The sequence below is a fragment of the Rhizobacter sp. P2_G4 genome (genome assembly GCF_056403575.1).
Genome location: NZ_JBFUFG010000015.1, coordinates 96914 through 114141 on the forward strand (window position 1 = coordinate 96914; position 17228 = coordinate 114141).

Below are 17228 nucleotides of genomic sequence, written 5' to 3' on the forward strand. Positions count from 1 at the left end.
CGCTTTTTCACGCGCAGGCCGACCAAGGATTCGCTCAAAATCGACCACGCGCACGAGACAACTCCACCCGTGCCCCACGCCATGAACACTGCGTCCCCCGATCGCGAAAAGCCCTTGCACACCGCCACGCGGATGTTGGCGAGCGCCTGGGCCGGTCTGACCAGTGCCATCGCCCGGCTCGACGGCCGCCCCACGGGAACCGCCGTGCTGAGCCGCCCGCGCCCACTGCATCTGCGCGAACTGGAACCCCAGGTCACCGCGCGCCGCCGTTCTGACGTCACCGAACCGCTAAATTTCCCCGGCCATGAGAACACCACCGGCGAAGCCATCACGCTGCCGCCGCTGGCACTGAAGACGCACCAAGACGCCCTCACCGGCCTCGCCAGCCGCGAATACCTGAACGACAACGCCGAAGGCCTGGTCGCTGCGCTGCGCGCCGGCGGCACCGAAGCCTGCATCCTGCGCATCGGCGTGGATGGGCTGGACGCCGTCACCCAACGCTATGGCGCCCATGCGGCCGACCAAGTGCTGCAGCAGGTGGCCAAGCGTCTGCGCCACCTGGCGCGTGAAAGAGACATCGTGATGCGGCTGCACGGCGCGGAGTTCGCACTGCTGGTGGCCTGCCCCGGCCAAGAGGCGGCGGCATTTGCCCGCACCCTGGCCAACCGCGTGCTGGTCGACCTGAAGCGCCCGTTCTCGTGGCGCACCCTGAGCAACCTGCGCATCTGCGGTTGCGTCGGCTCGGCCGTGTGGCCGGCCAACGGCGCCACGCTGGACGAGGTGATGGCCTACGCCGAAGACGCGCTGGCCTCGGCCCGCCGCAGCGGCCCGGGCCAGACCCGCCAATTCGTCGAAGGGTTCAGCAACCGCTTCGACCCCACGGCCCACCCGGCCGCGGCCTGAACGCAGCCTGAAAACAAACGAGCCGGCACTTCGCCGGCTCGCTCACTTTCAGCTTCTACGCGGTGCTAGTCAGTGCGCGCCGCCCACGTCGGCCCCACCCGCATTCATCTTGGGCTTGGCGAACCACACCAGCCCGATCAGTGCGATGAAGATGATCGACGAGAGCCAGAAGATGTCGGTCGCCGCCATCGTGTAGGCCTGCTGGTCGAGGAGCCGATTGACGGTGGCCAGTGCCTGCTCGTTGCTGTAGCCCGCCGCGCCGAGCTGGCTCAACGTCAAGGTGGCGGCGTTGTTGGTACTCGTCAACGACTCGGTCAGCTGCGCGTGGTGCATCACCGCGCGGTTCTCCCACGCGGTGGTGAAGATCGAGGTGCCGATGGCGCCCGCCGTGATCCGCACGAAGTTGCTCAGGCCCGCGGCTGCCGGCATCTGCTGCGGCGCCAGGCCTGAGAACACGATGGCCTGCAGCGGGATGAAGAAGAACGCCATCGCCGCGCCTTGCAGGATCGTCGGGATCAGGATCGTCGAGAAGTCGGCCTGCACGTTGAAGCGCGAGCGCATGTACAGCACGATGCCGAAACCGATGAACGCCACCGTCGACAGCTTGCGCGGATCGATCTTGCCGACGTTCTTGCCCACCCAGGGCGACAGCACGATCGCCAGCACACCCACCGGTGCCAGCGCAATGCCGGCCCAGGTGCTGGTGTAGCCCATGTACTGCTGCAGCCACAACGGCATCAGCACCACGTTGCCGAAGAACACGCCGTACGCGACCGACAGCGACACCGTGCCGAGCCAGAAGTTGCGCCGGGCGAACAGGCGCAGGTCGACGATGGGGTTCTTCTCGGTGAGCTCCCAGGCCAGGAAGAACAGGAACCCGACCACCGCCAACACCGCCAGCGTGATGATCTGGCCGGAATTGAACCAGTCGAGCTCCTTGCCCTTGTCGACCATGATCTGCAGCGATCCAACCCACAGCACCAGCAGCCCCAGGCCCACGAAATCGAGCGGCACGCGGCGGGGCCCCGGGTCACGCTTGTGATAAATCGACCAAGTGACGAGCGCCGCCAGCAAGCCAATCGGGATGTTGATGTAGAAGATCCACGGCCACGAGATGTTGTCGGTGATCCAGCCGCCGAGCAGCGGCCCGACCACCGGCGCCACGAGCACCGTCATCGCCCACATCGCCATGGCCACCCCGGCTTTCGCCGCAGGGTAGCTGGCCAGCAGCAGGGTTTGCGACAGCGGGATCATCGGTCCGGCCACCAGGCCCTGCAGCACGCGGAAGGCGATCAGGGATTCGATGTTGGGCGCGAGGCCGCACAGCCACGACGCGATGACGAACAGCACGATGCTGGCGGTGAACAGCCGCACCTGGCCGAACCGCTGCGTCAGCCAGCCGGTCAGCGGCACCGAGATCGCATTGGCCACGCCGAACGAGGTGATGACCCAGGTGCCTTGCGCCGGGCTCACGCCCATGTCGCCGGCAATGGCGGGGATCGACACGTTCGCAATGGAACTGTCGAGCACGTTCATGAAGGTCGCGAGCGACAACGCCACGGTGCCGAGCACCAGTTGACTGCCCGTCAGCGGCGGATAGGCCGGCGCGCGCATCGGCGGCGCGGGCGGCGGCGGAGCGGCGGGTGCGCTCTCGCCCGAAGGCGAGCCGGGCAGCGCCGCGGTGGTGGACGACATGGCTCGGCCTCTCGGTGATCTGTGTTTACTTCAGCGCGGTCAGCGCAGGCGTGCGGGGGCTGCCCGAAGACGCCAGGGTCGAGCCGCTCGACGCCTGCCCGCCCACGTCGGGCTGCGATGCGGTTTGCGTCTGCGCCTTGGCCGGCGTGCCGCGAACGGGGCGGCCGAGGTTGGCGGCGATGATCTTGCGCACCTGCTCGTCGGCGGCATTTGCGCTTGGGTCGACCACTTCACCCACCACCGTGCTGCTCGCGCGCGGTGCATCGGCGAGGGCCTTGCCGCTGGTGTCGCTCACATCGACCTGAGCGTCCATCGACAAACCGACGCGCAGCGGGTGTTCGGCCACTTCCTTCGGGTCGAGCGCCACGCGCACTGCGAGGCGCTGCACGACCTTGATCCAGTTGCCGGTGGCGTTCTGCGCCGGCAGCAGCGCGAACGCCGAGCCCGTGCCCGCACCCAGCCCCTCAACCTTGCCGTGGTACTCGACCTTCTTGCCGTACATGTCGGCGGTGAGGCTCACCGGCTGCCCGATGCGCAGGTTGCGCAGCTGGCTTTCCTTGAAGTTGGCATCGACCCAGACCTGGTTCAGCGTGATCACCGACATCAGCGGCGAGCCAGCCTGCACACGCTGGCCGAGCTGCACGCTGCGCTTGGCGACGTAGCCGTCGACAGGCGCCAGCAAATCGGCACGCTTGACGGCCAGCGCCGCCTCACGCACACGCGCTGCCGCACGCAGCACGTTGGGGTGCTGTTCGACCGAGGTGTTGTCGGTCAGCGTCTGGTTCGACAGCAGCTGTTCGCGAGCCGCCTCGACCGCCGACTGCGCCGCCACGACGGCGCTCTTCGCGGCCGACAGCTGCGAGCTCGCATGGTTGAACTCTTCCTTGCCGACCGCGCCAGAGGCCAGCAGCGGGCTGCGGCGCGACACGTCGTCTTGTGCGCGGGCCGCCTCGCTCTGCGCGCGGGCCAGGTCGGCCTCGCGCAGCGCAATCTGCGCCTTCAGCGTGGAGTTGTTGGCGTACAAGGTGCGCACTTCACGCACGGTCTGCGCGAGCTGGGCTTCAGCCTGGTCGAGTGCCACTTGTGCATCGGCCGGGTCGAGCTTGACCAGCAGCTGGCCGGCCTTGACGAAATCGGTGTCGTCGGCCTTGATCGCCAGCACGGTGCCGCTGATCTGCGGCGTGAGCTGCACCACGTTGCCTTGCACGTAGGCGTTGTCGGTCGACTCGTAGTGGTTCAGCACCAGCGCGTAGTAGGCGGCGTAGGCGATGCCGGCCACGACGACGAGGCCGGCCACGGCGCTGAGCGCCTTCTTGCGATTCGGGTTGCCGGCGGGTGTGGTTTGAGGGGCGTCCATGAATTTTTTCTCCGGAAAGCGGTGTGTCTGTTGTCTGTGTGAAATCAGCGGATCACTGGGCGGCAGCGGTGCGCGTGCTCTCGGCCACGTAGCCGCCGCCGAGAGAACGGATCAGTGCGACCTGCGTGTCGAGCGCACGGGCCTTCAGGTCCGTCGCCGAGCGGCGCTGGGCCAGCACGCTGGCTTCGGCATTGAGCACTGTGAGGTACGTGCCGAGGCCGGCCTTGTAGCGTTGCACCGCGAAGTCGTAGGCTGACTCGGCCGCGGCTTGCGCTTGCACCTGCTCGGTCTGTTGGCGCGCGATCGATTGCAGCGAGCTGATCTGGTCGGCCACGTCGCGCACCGCGTCGATCACGGCGGCGTTGTAGGTTTCCACCGCCACGTCGAAGTCGGCCGACTTGCCGCGCAGGTTCGCGCGGATGCGGCCTGAGTCGAAGATCGGCAAGTGGATCGCCGGGCCCACGCCCCATTGCTCGCTGCCGCTCTTGAAGAGGCGGTCGAGGCCGAGGCTCGACAAGCCGGCAAACGCCGTCAAGCTGACGTTGGGATAAAACTGGGCCTTGGCACTGGCCACGTCGTTGCTAGCAGCCTCAACACGCCAGCGCGCGGCGCTGATGTCGGCACGTCGGCCCAGCAGGTCGGCCGGCACGTTGGCCGGCAAGGGTACGGCCTGCACGGCTTGCAGCTGCGGCGTCAGCTGGTCGAGCGCCTGTGGCCCCTGGCCCGTCAGTGCCGCAAGCGAATGGCGGGCGAGCGTGATCTGCTCTTCCAGTGCCTCAAGCTGGGCGCGTGTCTCGGGCAGTGCCCCCTCGCCTTGGCGCAGCTCGACCTTGGTGTCGAGGCCGGCGTCCACTCGCTGGCGGATCAACGCGAGGATTTCATCGCGCTGTGCCAGCGAACGCTTGGCCACGTCGCGCTGGTCGATCAGGCGTGCGAGCTGCACATAGCTGCGCGCCACGTTGCTGGCCAGCATCACGCGGGCGGCCTGTGCGTCGGCCTCGGCGGCACGCTGCGCGCCGATGGCGGCGTCGAGCGCGCGGCGGTTGCGGCCGAAGAAGTCGAATTCCCACGACGCGCCAACCTGCAGCGTGCCGGTCTCATAGATCTCGCCGCCCAGCGGTGGCGGGTAGATGCTGTTGCCCGAGAAGAGCTGGCGCGTCGCCTCGAAAGAGCCGTTGACTTGCGGGCCGTCGACCGAGCGCACGGTGTCGGCATTGGCCTGCGCACGCGCAAGGCGCGCCTGGGCGACCTTGAGATTCGGGCTGCCCTCGAGCGCGTGGGAGATCAGGTCGGACATGCCGCCGTCGCCGAAACCTTGCCACCAGTCGGCACCGACGGGGGCGGTGGCGCTCGAGTCGCTCACGCCCAGGGTGGCAGGCGCCACCACCTTGGCTTGCGGCGCATTGATGCCGGCGGTGCTGGCACAGCCGGCCAGGGTGAGCACCAGGGTCGAAGCCAGTGCGACGACGAGCGCAGTGACCGTGGGCAACGCCTGAACGTGCTTGCACGTGAAAGAGTGGGTTGCTTGAGACATGTTCTTGGTCTTTCTTGTAGAAACTTGTTCGGGCTTTATTTGCTTAGGCAGTCAATGTGGCTCACTTTTGAAGGCCTTTATTTCGTCGGGTCTTCTTTGTTCGGCTGCGCGTCACGCATGGTTTCGGCGTTGGCCAGCATGCGCCGCAGGTAACCCGTGAGCGCTTGCCATTCGGTCTTGGAGAACCCGGCCAAGTGCGCATTCATGACCTCGGCCAAGGCCGCCGGCACCTTGTCGGCAGCCGCTTCTCCGTCGGGCGTGAGTTCGAGGTTCACCACACGCCGGTCTTCGGTGGAGCGGATGCGCTTGCACAGGCCCTTGGCCTCCAGTCTGTCGAGGAGACGGGTGGTTGCGCCAGGGTCGATCTGCATTTCGCGGGCCAGCTCTGCGACAGTCGAAGCGTGCGTCTTTTTCAGCTTGAAAAGAGGCTCCCATTGGGCATTGGTCAACCCATGCGGCTCCAGCTTCCTATCGATCTCCTGCTTCACGCTGTTCAGCACGCGGCGCAGCAGATACCCCACGCTGTCGTCGGACGCATATTCGTTCGGACGGTAAAAATCGGCAGGTGGGGGAGGACGGGACATGAGGGTGGCAACCATCGGTTTGTTGCAGTGCACACCAACTTTATGTGCCTAGGCAATTAATGTCAAGGCTCTCATTCGTGAACTCTGTCTTGCGCTTTTAGCAAGCCACCCGCCCGCTAGACTCCGGCATGCCTTCATCGACCTCCCTGAACACTTCTGAGGCCGGCAACGCGGCTTCACGCCCGGCAACGCCGGCGCCCGCCCGCAACGTTCGCTCGCTCAGCGGTCTGTGGCCCTTCTTGCGGCCTTACCGGGTTCACATGGCCTTGGCGGTCGTGTTCCTGGTGATGGCGGCGGCCGCCACGCTGGTGTTTCCGATCGCGCTCAAGTCGCTGATCGACCAGGGCCTCGTCTCCAGCGACCCAGGTGCGCGGGTGATGGCGCTGCGCGAACACTTCTTTGCGCTGTTTGCCGTGGGCGCCGCGCTGGGTGTCTTTTCGGCCGCGCGCTTCTATGCCGTCACCTGGCTCGGCGAGCGCGTCACCGCCGACCTGCGCAACGCCGTCTACGCCCACGTGGTGAAGCAAAGCCCCGAGTTCTTCGAGACCACACAGACCGGCGAGGTGCTGTCGCGCCTGACGACCGACACGACACTGGTGCAGACCGTCGTCGGCTCGAGCCTGTCGATGGGGCTGCGCAACACGGTGATGGGGCTCGGCGCGATGGCGATGCTCGTGATCACGAACCCCTACGTGATGTCGCAGGTGCTGGGCATCCTCATCATCGTCGTGCTGCCTTCGCTCTACTTCGGGCGCCGCGTGCGCAAGCTCAGCCGCGCGAGCCAGGACCGCGTGGCCGACTCAGCCGCGATTGCAGCCGAAGTGCTCAACGCCATTCCGGTGGTGCAAAGCTACACGCAGGAACAGCGTGAAGCCGCGCGCTTCGACCAATCCACCGAGCAGGCATTCACCACGGCCATCAACCGCACCCGCATGCGCTCACTGCTGGTCGCCTTCATCATTACCGCCACCTTCGGCGCGCTGCTGTGGGGCCTGTACCAGGGAACGCAAGCCGTGGTGCGTGGCGACATCACCGCTGGCCACCTCGGGCAGACGGTGGTGTTCGTGATTATTCTGGTGAGCAGCGTGGCGGTGCTGTCGGAGGTCTATGGCGACCTGCTGCGCGCGGCCGGCGCCACCGAGCGCTTGATGGAACTGCTGGCGGCGCGCTCGCCGATCGAGTCGCCTGCGCGGCCGCTCGCATTGCCCGACACGCGCGCCGGCTCGTCGATCGAGCTGCGCGACGTGACCTTTCGCTACCCGTCGCGCCCGCAGCACCCTTCCCTGCAGCAGGTGAGCCTGCATGTGCAGCCTGGCGAAACCGTGGCGCTCGTGGGACCGAGCGGCGCCGGCAAGAGCACCGTGTTCCAGTTGCTGCTGCGCTTCTATGACGCAGGCGAAGGCACGGTCACCATCGACGGCGTGTCGGTGCGCGACACCTCGCTGCATGACCTGCGCCAGCGCATCGGCATCGTGCCGCAAGACAGCGTGATCTTCTCGGCCAACGCGCTGGAGAACATTCGCTACGGCAAGCCGACGGCTTCCGACGACGAAGTGAAGGCCGCAGCGCGCGCTGCGTTCGCAGACGACTTCTTGCGCGAGCTGCCCGAGGGCTACAACACCTTTCTCGGCGAACGCGGCGTGCGCCTGTCGGGCGGGCAACGGCAACGCATCAGCATCGCGCGCGCGATGCTGAAGAACCCGCCGCTCTTGCTGCTCGATGAAGCCACCAGCGCACTGGATGCCGAAAGCGAACGCATGGTGCAGGCCGCGCTCGAGTCGGCGATGAAAGGCCGCACGACACTTGTCATCGCGCACCGCCTGGCCACGGTGCAGCGAGCCGACCGTATCGTCGTGATGGAGCATGGCCGCATCGTCGAGACCGGCACGCACGCGGAACTTGCTGCAGCCGGCGGCCTCTATGCAAGGCTCGCCGCACTGCAATTCGAGCAATAAAGAAGCAAGAAAAAAGTTGTGTCAGCTGTAGTCCACGGCCGACATCGCGCGTTGTGAGTGTCTGACAGACGCTCTCATGCCGCCCGAACAAAGTGATCGTCCGGGCGGACCTCTCCCGTTTTGAAGGAAACATCATGAACAGAAAAATTGCCATTCGTTCGACCATCGCAGCCCTCGCGGCCGGCTCCATGCTGCTCGCCGGCTGCGACACCATGAGCCCCACACAGAAGGGCACCGCAGCGGGCGCGGGCATCGGCGCCGTTGGTGGCGCTGCGATCGACGCGGCCACCGGCGGCCGTGGCGGCACCGGCGCCGTCGTGGGCGGTGCGATCGGTGCCGTTGTGGGCAACATCTGGTCCAAACGCCAGGAAGAACGCAAGCAAGCCATGGAGCAGGCCACCAAGGGCACCGGCGTCGAAGTGACGCGTACCGCCGACAACCAGCTCAAGCTCAACGTGCCGAACGACATCTCGTTCGACGTGAACAGCGCCAATATCAAGCCCGAGCTGCGCGCCGTGCTCGACCCGTTCGCCAACAGCCTGCGCGGCGACCCGAATGCCCACCTGAGCATCGTCGGCCACACCGACAGCACCGGGTCCGACGCCATCAACAACCCGCTCTCGCTGCAGCGCGCCCAGAGCGTGCGCGACTACCTGGCTGGACACGGCGTGGCCGCAAGCCGCATCGACACCGCCGGCCGCGGTGAGCGCGAGCCGGTCGCCGATAACAACACCGAGTCCGGTCGCGCCAAGAACCGCCGCGTCGAAATGTTCATCCGCGAGCCGAGCCAGTCCTGATCGTTCACCTCTCCCATCAAGGGCGCACACAGTGCGCCCTTTTTTCTGCCTGAGATAATCTGCCAGCCGATTTTCCGGAGCCCGCATGACCCGCCCCATCCGCTCGCAGTACGAAGATTTCATGCGCCACGTGCACGAGCACGGCGTGTTCAAGGCAGACCGCACGGGCACCGGCACGAAGAGCGTGTTCGGCCACCAAATGCGCTTCGATCTAAACGAAGGCTTCCCGCTGGTCACCACCAAGAAGGTCTTCACCAAGGCGGTGATCCTGGAGCTGCTGTGGTTCCTGCGCGGCGACAGCAATGCCACCTGGCTGCAGGAACGCGGCGTGACGATCTGGGACGAATGGGCAGCGCCCAACGGTGACCTCGGCCCCGTCTACGGCGTGCAATGGCGTTCTTGGCCCACGCCCGATGGCGGGCACATCGACCAGATCGCCGAAGTGGTGAAGACGCTCAAGACCAACCCCGACTCGCGCCGCATCATCGTGAGCGCGTGGAATGTGGCCGAGCTGTCGAAGATGGCGCTGATGCCTTGCCATGCCTTCTTCCAGTTCTATGTGGCCGATGGCAAGCTGAGCTGCCAGCTGTATCAGCGCAGTGCAGACATCTTCCTCGGTGTGGCTTTCGTTGGTCACATTCACTAAGTGTCTGAATAGCCTTTATCGAGGTGAATGGTCGGGCAGTGTTTATGCAGACTGTCTGCATAAAGACGCCGTGACGACCGGACCCGACTGAGCTTCCCTGCAACCAGTCCGGGCGCTCCTCGTCACATTGCGACTCGAGATAAATCCGTGCGCTACATGTCGCTAATCCCCGTGCGACAGCCGGACCTGGAAACTCACCCACGGCTATGCTCTAGTCTGAGCCGGCCACTCCAGAAGATTCACTCATGCGTCACCCTGAAACCCAATACCTCGAAATGCTCACCCGTGTGCTTGAGTCCGGCGACCCAAGAGTCGACCGCACTGGAGTTGGCACGTTGTCGCTCTTTGGTGAGATGGCTCGATTCGACTTGTCATCGGGACAGGTGCCAATCCTGACGACCAAGAAGGTCTTCTGGAAGACGTCCGTGAAGGAAATGCTCTGGTTCCTCACCGGCGGCACCAACATCCGCGAACTCCTGCAAGACAACGTACGCATTTGGACGGACTGGCCGCTGCAGAAGTATCGTGCGGAGACCGGAACTGATATCTCGCAGACAGACTTTGAGACTCGAATCCTTGAAGACACGGCATTCGCTGCGCAGTGGGGCGAGCTTGGTCCGGTGTACGGCAAGCAGTGGCGTCGCTGGCTCGGAGCGGATGGCAAGGTCTATGACCAGATTGAAGGCGTCATCCAAACCCTCAAGAGCAACCCCTCGAGCCGCAGAATTCTCTTTCACGGATGGAACGTGCCTGAGATTGGTGGAATGGCACTCCCACCCTGCCACCTCCTATATCAGTACCACGTCTCGAGCGAAGGTCGCCTGAGCTGCATCCTCTATCAACGAAGCGCAGATATTCTGCTCGGCGTACCTTTCAATTGGACTGGCGCAGTTGCTCTCCAACTCATGTTGGCGCAGCAAGCTGGCCTCACTCTGGGAGAGTTTGTCTGGATGGGCGGAGATGTTCATCTGTACAAGAACCACACCAGCCAGGCACGGGAACAACTAACGCGCAGTCCGCGCCCTCTTCCAAGGATGCGCCTCGTCGCAGCGCGCAACAGCATCGACGACTATCGAATTGAAGACTTCGAGGTCGACGGATACGACCCGCATCCGCCAATCAAGGCAGACGTCGCAGTCTGATTTTCCGGCAACAAAGCCGCACGTCTAAGTTTCAGTGTCCTGATGCAATAGTGCCAGCACCCCGAGCCCGCCTTTGCATGGACGTGAATTACACCCGCTCCACTATTCTTTGAGTTTCCAACGCTATTGCGGACTGCCCACCGACAAGTTTGGTCAGGCGCTGCATCGTATGTAGAGTTGCCGCGCCCCATCCAATTGTTTGGAAGGGTCGGAGCTCTGAGATTGGGAACATTCAAATCTGAAGCCAAACGGCCGACAGCTGAAACGCATTCGCCGAGGATTCATCTCGCGCCTGTTGATGCGTTGATTCAAGGAAGGCGCCGCAAGCCGAAGCCTGGCATCCGAGCGACCGTAACTATTCCCAATGGTGCTGATGGGCCGCTGGTCCTTTCAAAGCAAAAGGCCGGCAGAGACTTCTCGACCTTTGTTTCGCACTTCGGTCGCGAGTTCGTCACCACCGCAGTCGAATTCGTCCGAGCGAAACGCGCGGAGATGAATGAAAAGACTTGGTGGATGAACGTTGACGGACTTGAGGATGTCCTTGCCGTTTTGGCGGTTCTCTCTCCAGAGAAAGCACTGCAGGACAACAAGCTTTGCCTAAGCGAAGACTGCGCTACTTCAATCGAGCGCGAGTACCTCGCCGAAATCGAGGCTGCTGATGACATTAGCGAGGCTTCCAAACTGAAGCGCACGGTCCGAGCCAATGTCGTGCTTTCGTATCTCGCACAGGCGGGGCTTGTGAATAGACGACTGTCACTTGATACCGGCGCCAGCAACGAGCGAGCGCGGTTCGGTAAGGCCAAGCAGCCAGACAGTCTCACGGCAAAGCCTCCTTCACCGAGAAATGTACCTCCGAGCAACCTGAATTTTGTGGCCCATGGAGTGGCGCACGACTATGCAAAGTTCAAGGAGCTTGGCGAACACTTCATGACTGAGGTCGCGAACGACCGGTACGAGTTCAGCCGGTCCAGCGGCGAGGAGGTTTCGAATCAGGCGAAGCAGACTTTCCAACACTTTCTCGGGTTCATTCGCATTAGGAAGCGTGCGAAAGCCAACCCCGAGTTCTACGCGCAACTCGCAGGCGAAAATTTCCGATTGATTTCGGAGCGGGATTGGAGCCTTGAGCTCGGTCTCTGGCGTGAACATGTCGTTCGGGAAAGCGAAAAGCAGGGCCTAAATCCCGGCACTCCTCATAACCACATTCGACGTCTCACGCGAGCACTGGGGAAACTGTCCTCAAAGGGAATTCTCCCAGCGGTGACTCTTAAGGGAGTCAAAGGCGCCAAGTCTCAACTCAACCAGACGCCTCGCAAGAACCTTGCACAGGTCAGCCGCAAGAGAGAAGAGGCAGTCGTCGCGCTCGCAGATGACATGCGTCGGCAGCTTCTTGACCTGGAAGATGGGGAAGATGTAGAGGGCTACATCCGAGCCCTTTGCGATAGCTTGCCTGCGGAGGCTGTCGCGAACATGACCATTTCAGAAATCACCAAGGCCATTGAAAAGCTGAACCGAGAACGACTGTTGGCCCTTCGCGCGTGCGCTGAAGCTGAGTTCATCAAATGGCATGAACATTGGCAGACCGGGCAGCTGGCGATGCGCGCTCCTGGAGTGCTCAGTGGCGAAGCCATCCTATCGAGAATGGATAGCGAGCGCCGGCTCGCCTCCGAAGTGCGGAAGAGCAGCCGGGCGCTCTTTGAGGGAACTCCAGAGCGAAGCCTCGGGAACCTAATGAACTATGCATGGGCAGATGTTGGCGGCATCGCGACAGGTCGCCTTGGCCGATGGCACCACCTCCAGCGAAAGGTTGGAGGGCGCATCATCTTTCAAGCCTACCTCCACGCCCATTCATTCGCCACGACAGCGCTCTGGGTGATGCTCCTCGTCGATTCAGCCGCTAACACGGAGGTATGTCGAGAGACACCCTGGAACTGCCTTAAGCCCAAAGGCACCGGCAAGGTCATTCTCACGCTGGGCATTAAGGAGCGCGCGCGTGTGCGGAACAAGGGGAAACAAATTTCCATCGTGCTGGACGAGGCACCCACTCGAGGAGAACGCATCTCGACAGTGCAGGCCATACGAGCGCACCAAGAGATGTTCTCAAGGCACCGCCAACTCGCCCCGATAAGCACCCAGGACTTCCTTCTCCTCACGGTGCCGCAAAGCAGAGTGAAGCTGCTGACTGAGTACAACGCCCGAGAGTGGTTCAGGCAGCTCGCCGCCGGAAATCCGGTGTTCCATGGGCTCCCAATAGTGCCTTCGATGGTTCGACCTTCCAAACTCCTTGATGCACATCTCAGCAAGAACCTGGCTCAAGCCCAAGCACAAGGTGACCATTCGAGCGCGGTGACCACGCTGGTCCACTACAGCGGTCGACTTCCTGTGAACACAGGGTACAGCCTGCTCATGCGAAAGTTCACAAATCACTACGAGGCCATCGCGGCATCCAGCATCGAACGTGCGGCCTCCAAGCTGCAAGTTGACCCAGTTGTCTTCGAGCAGCGACTCCGGGAGGCCCGAGCCCTGGGCCTGGGCGAGCTGTCGTTGGCTCCCCAAGACTCGGACGCGGTGCTCGATGAGCGTCGGGCCGGAACGTTCGCAATGACAACCCGCTATGTGGTGGCCACCGATGAAATCATTTCGGAGCTCATTGAAATCCACGAACGACTGACTTACGAGCATAGCCATGTTGCAGAGCCTGTCAGGGAGGCCTGGGAGTCGAAGTGGATGCCGTGGCTGGTATTCAGCGAGGTGGCTCTCTCGAAGCTCTCGACAGGTGAGACTGCACCGGACTTCCTCCGTGTCCAGGAAGCTCGTAGGTCGTCGCCAACCTTTGCCGCGTAAGCAATGGCACTCACGCTTCCCCGGGCCTCTTACTGGCGTCCCACCCCTGAGTCGCGACAGAAGCGCAGCTGGCCGACTGAGCGTCCAGATTGGCTACTGAGTGACTCCCTCACCAGTTACACGTGGCAGGTTGCTGGAATCGGCTCCCAAGAACCGACAACCATCAATTTCGACGTGTCCCTCTTCGACGGGCGAACGCTGTCGTCGGCAAACCTTCATCTCCTGGAGGAGGTCCAATGGTTGACCTTCTGGCTGCGGACTGGGCCGATGCCCAGCTTCGAGAGCGCGGTTGCATTGGCCGAGGCTGCGAAGAACCTACTCACGCTAGCCTTCTGGATGGTCAGAAACGGCATTGCGCGCTTCGATGAACTTACGCCGCTTGATTTGGATGTGTTCAAGGGCACCGCAGTCCATGGGAAGGGGGCACTCCTTGAAGTCGATGAGCAACTGGAGCAATACCTCGAGCAGCTCCGGTGTGAAGCTTGCGCAGTGGCAGCTCCCGCCCCAACGGGCGCGCTCCGTTCCACTTCGGAGCGTCGCCCTCGCGAAAGTCAGCGTAACCCCGACGCCGAATTAGCAATCAATGAGAACAACGCGGAAGATGGTTCTGTCGGTGTTGCTAGCGCGTACATCAAAGCCATTCAAGCGCGACTTCCTCTTAAGCTAAAGAGAACTCTTACCCTCGACCACGCTCGACTCCTCGAGCAGGCAGGCCTCAAGGGACACGGAAGATACTCCAGCGTCAGGCATGTCCTCCGCCGCTTTGCCGCTRAGGTAGGCCTTCAAACGGACATCAAGACTGAAGACGCTGACGAGGAACGGCAACCGGTGACCACCGAGCATCTTCGCCGCTCCCTCATGTCATTCGAGTATCTGTATCAATATCGGACGCTGCTCGATGACGGCCTTGACTTCAATCCGTTCCCAGGTAGCAGCGCGGGCGAAGTGGCGAAACACCTTGGTGCCCTCAGTGGAAGAACTCTGACAGTTCCGCCACTGCAGGCAATGACGTTCATTGAACGCTGCATGCGCTGGGTGCTTGAGTACTCTGAACCGTTGCTTGCTCTGCAGCATCTTGGAAACGAAAACCCGAATCACCTGCCAGAGGCTCTGGCCAAGGTTCGGCTTTCGGGGCCCGGCGCTCCCATGCTTCAAGCCGAGGCTCCGCCCGATAGCGATACAGGTGAATCGACCTCATCGCCCAACTGTCTGTACTTGGACGACGCGCTACGCTTCCTGGCTACCGCGTGCGCGATGACGATGGCGACGTTCTCAGCACGACGTTCATTCGAGATTGTTTCAGTGAAGGCGGGCTGTAGTCGCCGGGATGCATCCGGCGAGTACTGGCTGACCACGTTCATCCACAAGTCGCTCAGGCGCGATGCAAGCATCCCGGTCCCTGCCGTTGTCGCCCGAGCCGTTGAAGTACTCGAGCGCCTGAGTGCCGCTGCAAGAGGCATAACAGGCACTCCGTTTCTTCTGCAACTGAACCAAACGGGAACGGCCAAGTGCCAGTGGACTACTGACAGCGGGCATCCATCCTTTCCCTATGCCTACTACATGAACAAGTTCGCTCTGTACTTGGACATTCCTCCGCTGGAAGATGGCTCGCCGTGGCACTTCAAACCACATCAGACTCGTCGATTCTTCGCCATTGTCTACATCTGGATTTATGAGGTGGGCGAGTTCGGTGCACTCAGCGCGCATCTCAAACACTTTGACCTCTCCCACACGATGCGGTACGTCACCGAGGAAGAGGTAGGCCGGATTATTCGTATGGTTCGTCGAGAGCGAACAGCACTGATTTTGGCGAAAGCTGCAGCCGGACGCGGTGCCGTTCGCACCGAGCACGCCGGTCGACTGCGCGAGATGGCTGTCAGGACTCGTGACCGACTGATGCTTCGGATGAATGTGCTGCCGGCACGAAAGTACCTGCAACGTCTTGAGCGAATGGTCGACTTAGCCGGCGTAACCCTTACTGCGGCAGAGTTCGGCTTCAACGCGTTTGGTCCGGAAGACATATCGCTGGTGGCGACATCGGCAAATCAAGACTCGCCAGCTGAATTCCTAGCTGGAACCCGCCAACTCCATCAGAGATTGGCTACTTCAACCGACGCGAGTCTCGCTGTTAGAAGTGCGAGCGCTGGTTGGCTGAACTAGCAAGGCTCATTTTCTATCGCGCAGGAACAGGCTATGCCGTTGAGCGAGAGGCACATCTCAGTGGGTCGGAAGGCGATTGCACTCGCGAAGTTCGAGCGAAAGGTGCTTGTCCTTGAGGGAATGGTCGGGAAGCCTTTCCCGTCTTCCGGCCTATCAAGCACCCTGAGAAGGCCGTTCATTCGATGGGCGGAGCCGGAGCTGGGGGTTGCGAATTTTTCTCCATCAACGTTTTACTCGACGCTACCCGAGCACACGGCGCTGCGAAAACGCGCAGACGACGCGCTCAAGGAGCTAGAGAAAGCGCGAGTGCGACCAAAGGCAGCTGTTTCGGAACTGTCGTCAACGAAGCTGGAGTTGAAGCAGAGCAAGCACGGCCACAGGATTACCGAAACAGAATTGATAAGGGCTCAGGCAAGGCTTGATGAGGTATTGAAGGAGCTCGCAATCATGAAGCAGCGCGTCAAAAGAAAGCACGAGCCAACCAAGACAAATGTGCTGCCATTCGCACCGCCTCGTGCCGGAAAGCCGCCCTCTTCTACTGCCTAGCGAGGAAGCAATGGCAACCATGGTTCAAGCGTCGCTGTGGTGGGGCCGCCGCGAGGTTCTGATTCCGGTCTTCAAGGACAGATATCGTCGCCACATTCAGCCAGCATGCGACTACTTCCGCGAGCTTGCCTTGACAAAGCGACGTAGCAACGGGTCGCACATCACTTATGGCGAAGACGTCGTTTTGTTTCTCACCTTCCTTGAGCGGAAACGAGTGCCGTTGACGGACTTCTCGGACAGAACCTTGCTTGAATGGATGGAAGAGCAAGCCGAGCGAGGCGTGCTTCGTGGCGTCGTTTCGCAAAGACTCGACACGGTATTCAGATTCGCAGTCTGGCTTGCAAGCCACGGCCAAGATGACATTGTCAAACTGCCCACTGCAACTTACCCGGCGGGCTTCGTCTTTCGACTTTCAAGTCGTCCTGACAACTCCAAGAGGGGTCGCGCGCATGCCGGCATCGTGTCTGCGCTGGAAGCGTTCGGCGAAGAACCGGAACGCCAAGTCACTCCGACAACTGACGACGTCGCGAAGCTGGCCGCGGTTGTGGCGCGTCAGCCTGATGAGGAGGCGCGAGAACGCAACCTCCTCCTTCTTGCTTGGTACTTCGAAGTTGGGCTGCGGCGCACCGAATGGAATGAGTTGCCGCTTTCCCAGATTCCGTCGTTTAAGGACATCGCTCTATTGACGATTCGCACGGAATACCAAGAGGTGGTTCTCACAGTTTCCAAGGGTGGAAGACCACGTTGGGTAGCCGCACTTCCAAACCTCTTGGAGCGAACTCGTGAGTACATCGACGGAGCACGCCAAGCTATTGTCAAACGCTTTGCCCACATCTACGGGCGAAAGGGTCCACCGACGCAAATCTTCCTGTCCACAAAGACAGGACTGCCAATGAACCCTCGTGCCATATCCAACCTCCTCCGGGCATTGTTCGACGAAGCGGGAGTCGAAGGGCATGGCCATCGGGTACGCGCGACCTTTTTGACAAACCTTTTCGACGAGGAATACGAGGCCGACATAGCGCTCATCAACTCGCTAGACCCTCGCTATCGCAGGGAGGTTGATTT

Annotated in this window: 12 protein-coding genes and 1 pseudogene; 9 read left to right on the top strand and 4 right to left on the bottom strand. The window is 62.2% G+C overall.

The genetic code is table 11. From position 1 onward, the window contains the following. Positions 1–81 precede the first annotated feature (81 nt). Positions 82–903: a GGDEF domain-containing protein gene (locus AC1DYS_RS29875; RefSeq protein WP_477905343.1), complete on the top strand. Its 822-nt coding sequence runs from the start codon at positions 82–84 to the stop codon at positions 901–903. Between the two features lie 69 nt (positions 904–972). Here AC1DYS_RS29875 and AC1DYS_RS29880 read toward each other — a convergent pair whose 3' ends face one another. The 4 genes from AC1DYS_RS29880 to AC1DYS_RS29895 all read right to left on the bottom strand — a co-directional run bounded on the left by AC1DYS_RS29880 (position 973) and on the right by AC1DYS_RS29895 (position 6073). Further along, entirely contained in the window at positions 973–2598 is a 1626-nt protein-coding gene (locus AC1DYS_RS29880) for a DHA2 family efflux MFS transporter permease subunit (protein WP_477905345.1), read from the bottom strand. Between the two features lie 25 nt (positions 2599–2623). Continuing rightward, positions 2624–3955 carry an EmrA/EmrK family multidrug efflux transporter periplasmic adaptor subunit gene (locus tag AC1DYS_RS29885; RefSeq protein ID WP_477905347.1) on the bottom strand — a complete coding sequence of 444 codons (1332 nt, stop codon included), beginning with the start codon at positions 3953–3955 and terminating at the stop codon, positions 2624–2626. Between the two features lie 52 nt (positions 3956–4007). Continuing rightward, a complete protein-coding gene (locus AC1DYS_RS29890) occupies positions 4008–5489 on the bottom strand; it encodes an efflux transporter outer membrane subunit (RefSeq protein ID WP_477905349.1) in 1482 nt (493 codons plus the stop codon). 77 nt (positions 5490–5566) lie between these two features. Continuing rightward, on the bottom strand, positions 5567–6073 hold the full coding sequence (locus AC1DYS_RS29895) for a MarR family winged helix-turn-helix transcriptional regulator (protein WP_477905351.1): 507 nt from the start codon (positions 6071–6073) through the stop codon (positions 5567–5569). 128 nt (positions 6074–6201) lie between these two features. On the opposite strand from AC1DYS_RS29895, the gene AC1DYS_RS29900 reads away from it, so the two are divergent. The 8 genes and pseudogenes from AC1DYS_RS29900 to AC1DYS_RS29935 form a co-directional block, all read left to right on the top strand. After that, entirely contained in the window at positions 6202–8028 is a 1827-nt protein-coding gene (locus AC1DYS_RS29900) for an ABC transporter transmembrane domain-containing protein (RefSeq protein WP_477905354.1), read from the top strand. A 134-nt stretch (positions 8029–8162) separates the two neighbouring features. Next, positions 8163–8825 carry a YiaD family glycine zipper/OmpA-like lipoprotein gene (locus tag AC1DYS_RS29905; RefSeq protein WP_477905355.1) on the top strand — a complete coding sequence of 221 codons (663 nt, stop codon included), beginning with the start codon at positions 8163–8165 and terminating at the stop codon, positions 8823–8825. A gap of 85 nt (positions 8826–8910) precedes the next feature. Then, positions 8911–9453 (top strand): annotated as a pseudogene (locus AC1DYS_RS29910) (thymidylate synthase); the annotation flags it as partial. 263 nt (positions 9454–9716) lie between these two features. Further along, positions 9717–10613, top strand: a complete 897-nt coding sequence (thyA, locus tag AC1DYS_RS29915) for a thymidylate synthase (RefSeq protein WP_477905359.1) — start codon at positions 9717–9719, stop codon at positions 10611–10613. A gap of 222 nt (positions 10614–10835) precedes the next feature. Then, the gene (locus AC1DYS_RS29920) at positions 10836–13454 is read left to right on the top strand and encodes a hypothetical protein (RefSeq protein ID WP_477905361.1); all 2619 of its coding nucleotides are present in this window, start codon (positions 10836–10838) and stop codon (positions 13452–13454) included. A 174-nt stretch (positions 13455–13628) separates the two neighbouring features. Continuing rightward, positions 13629–15614: a hypothetical protein gene (locus AC1DYS_RS29925; RefSeq protein ID WP_477905363.1), complete on the top strand. Its 1986-nt coding sequence runs from the start codon at positions 13629–13631 to the stop codon at positions 15612–15614. Between the two features lie 33 nt (positions 15615–15647). Further along, positions 15648–16160, top strand: a complete 513-nt coding sequence (locus tag AC1DYS_RS29930; RefSeq protein ID WP_477905365.1) for a coiled-coil domain-containing protein — start codon at positions 15648–15650, stop codon at positions 16158–16160. 10 nt (positions 16161–16170) lie between these two features. Then, on the top strand, positions 16171–17228 hold a 1058-nt coding region (locus tag AC1DYS_RS29935; protein ID WP_477905366.1), incomplete at its 3' end, for a tyrosine-type recombinase/integrase.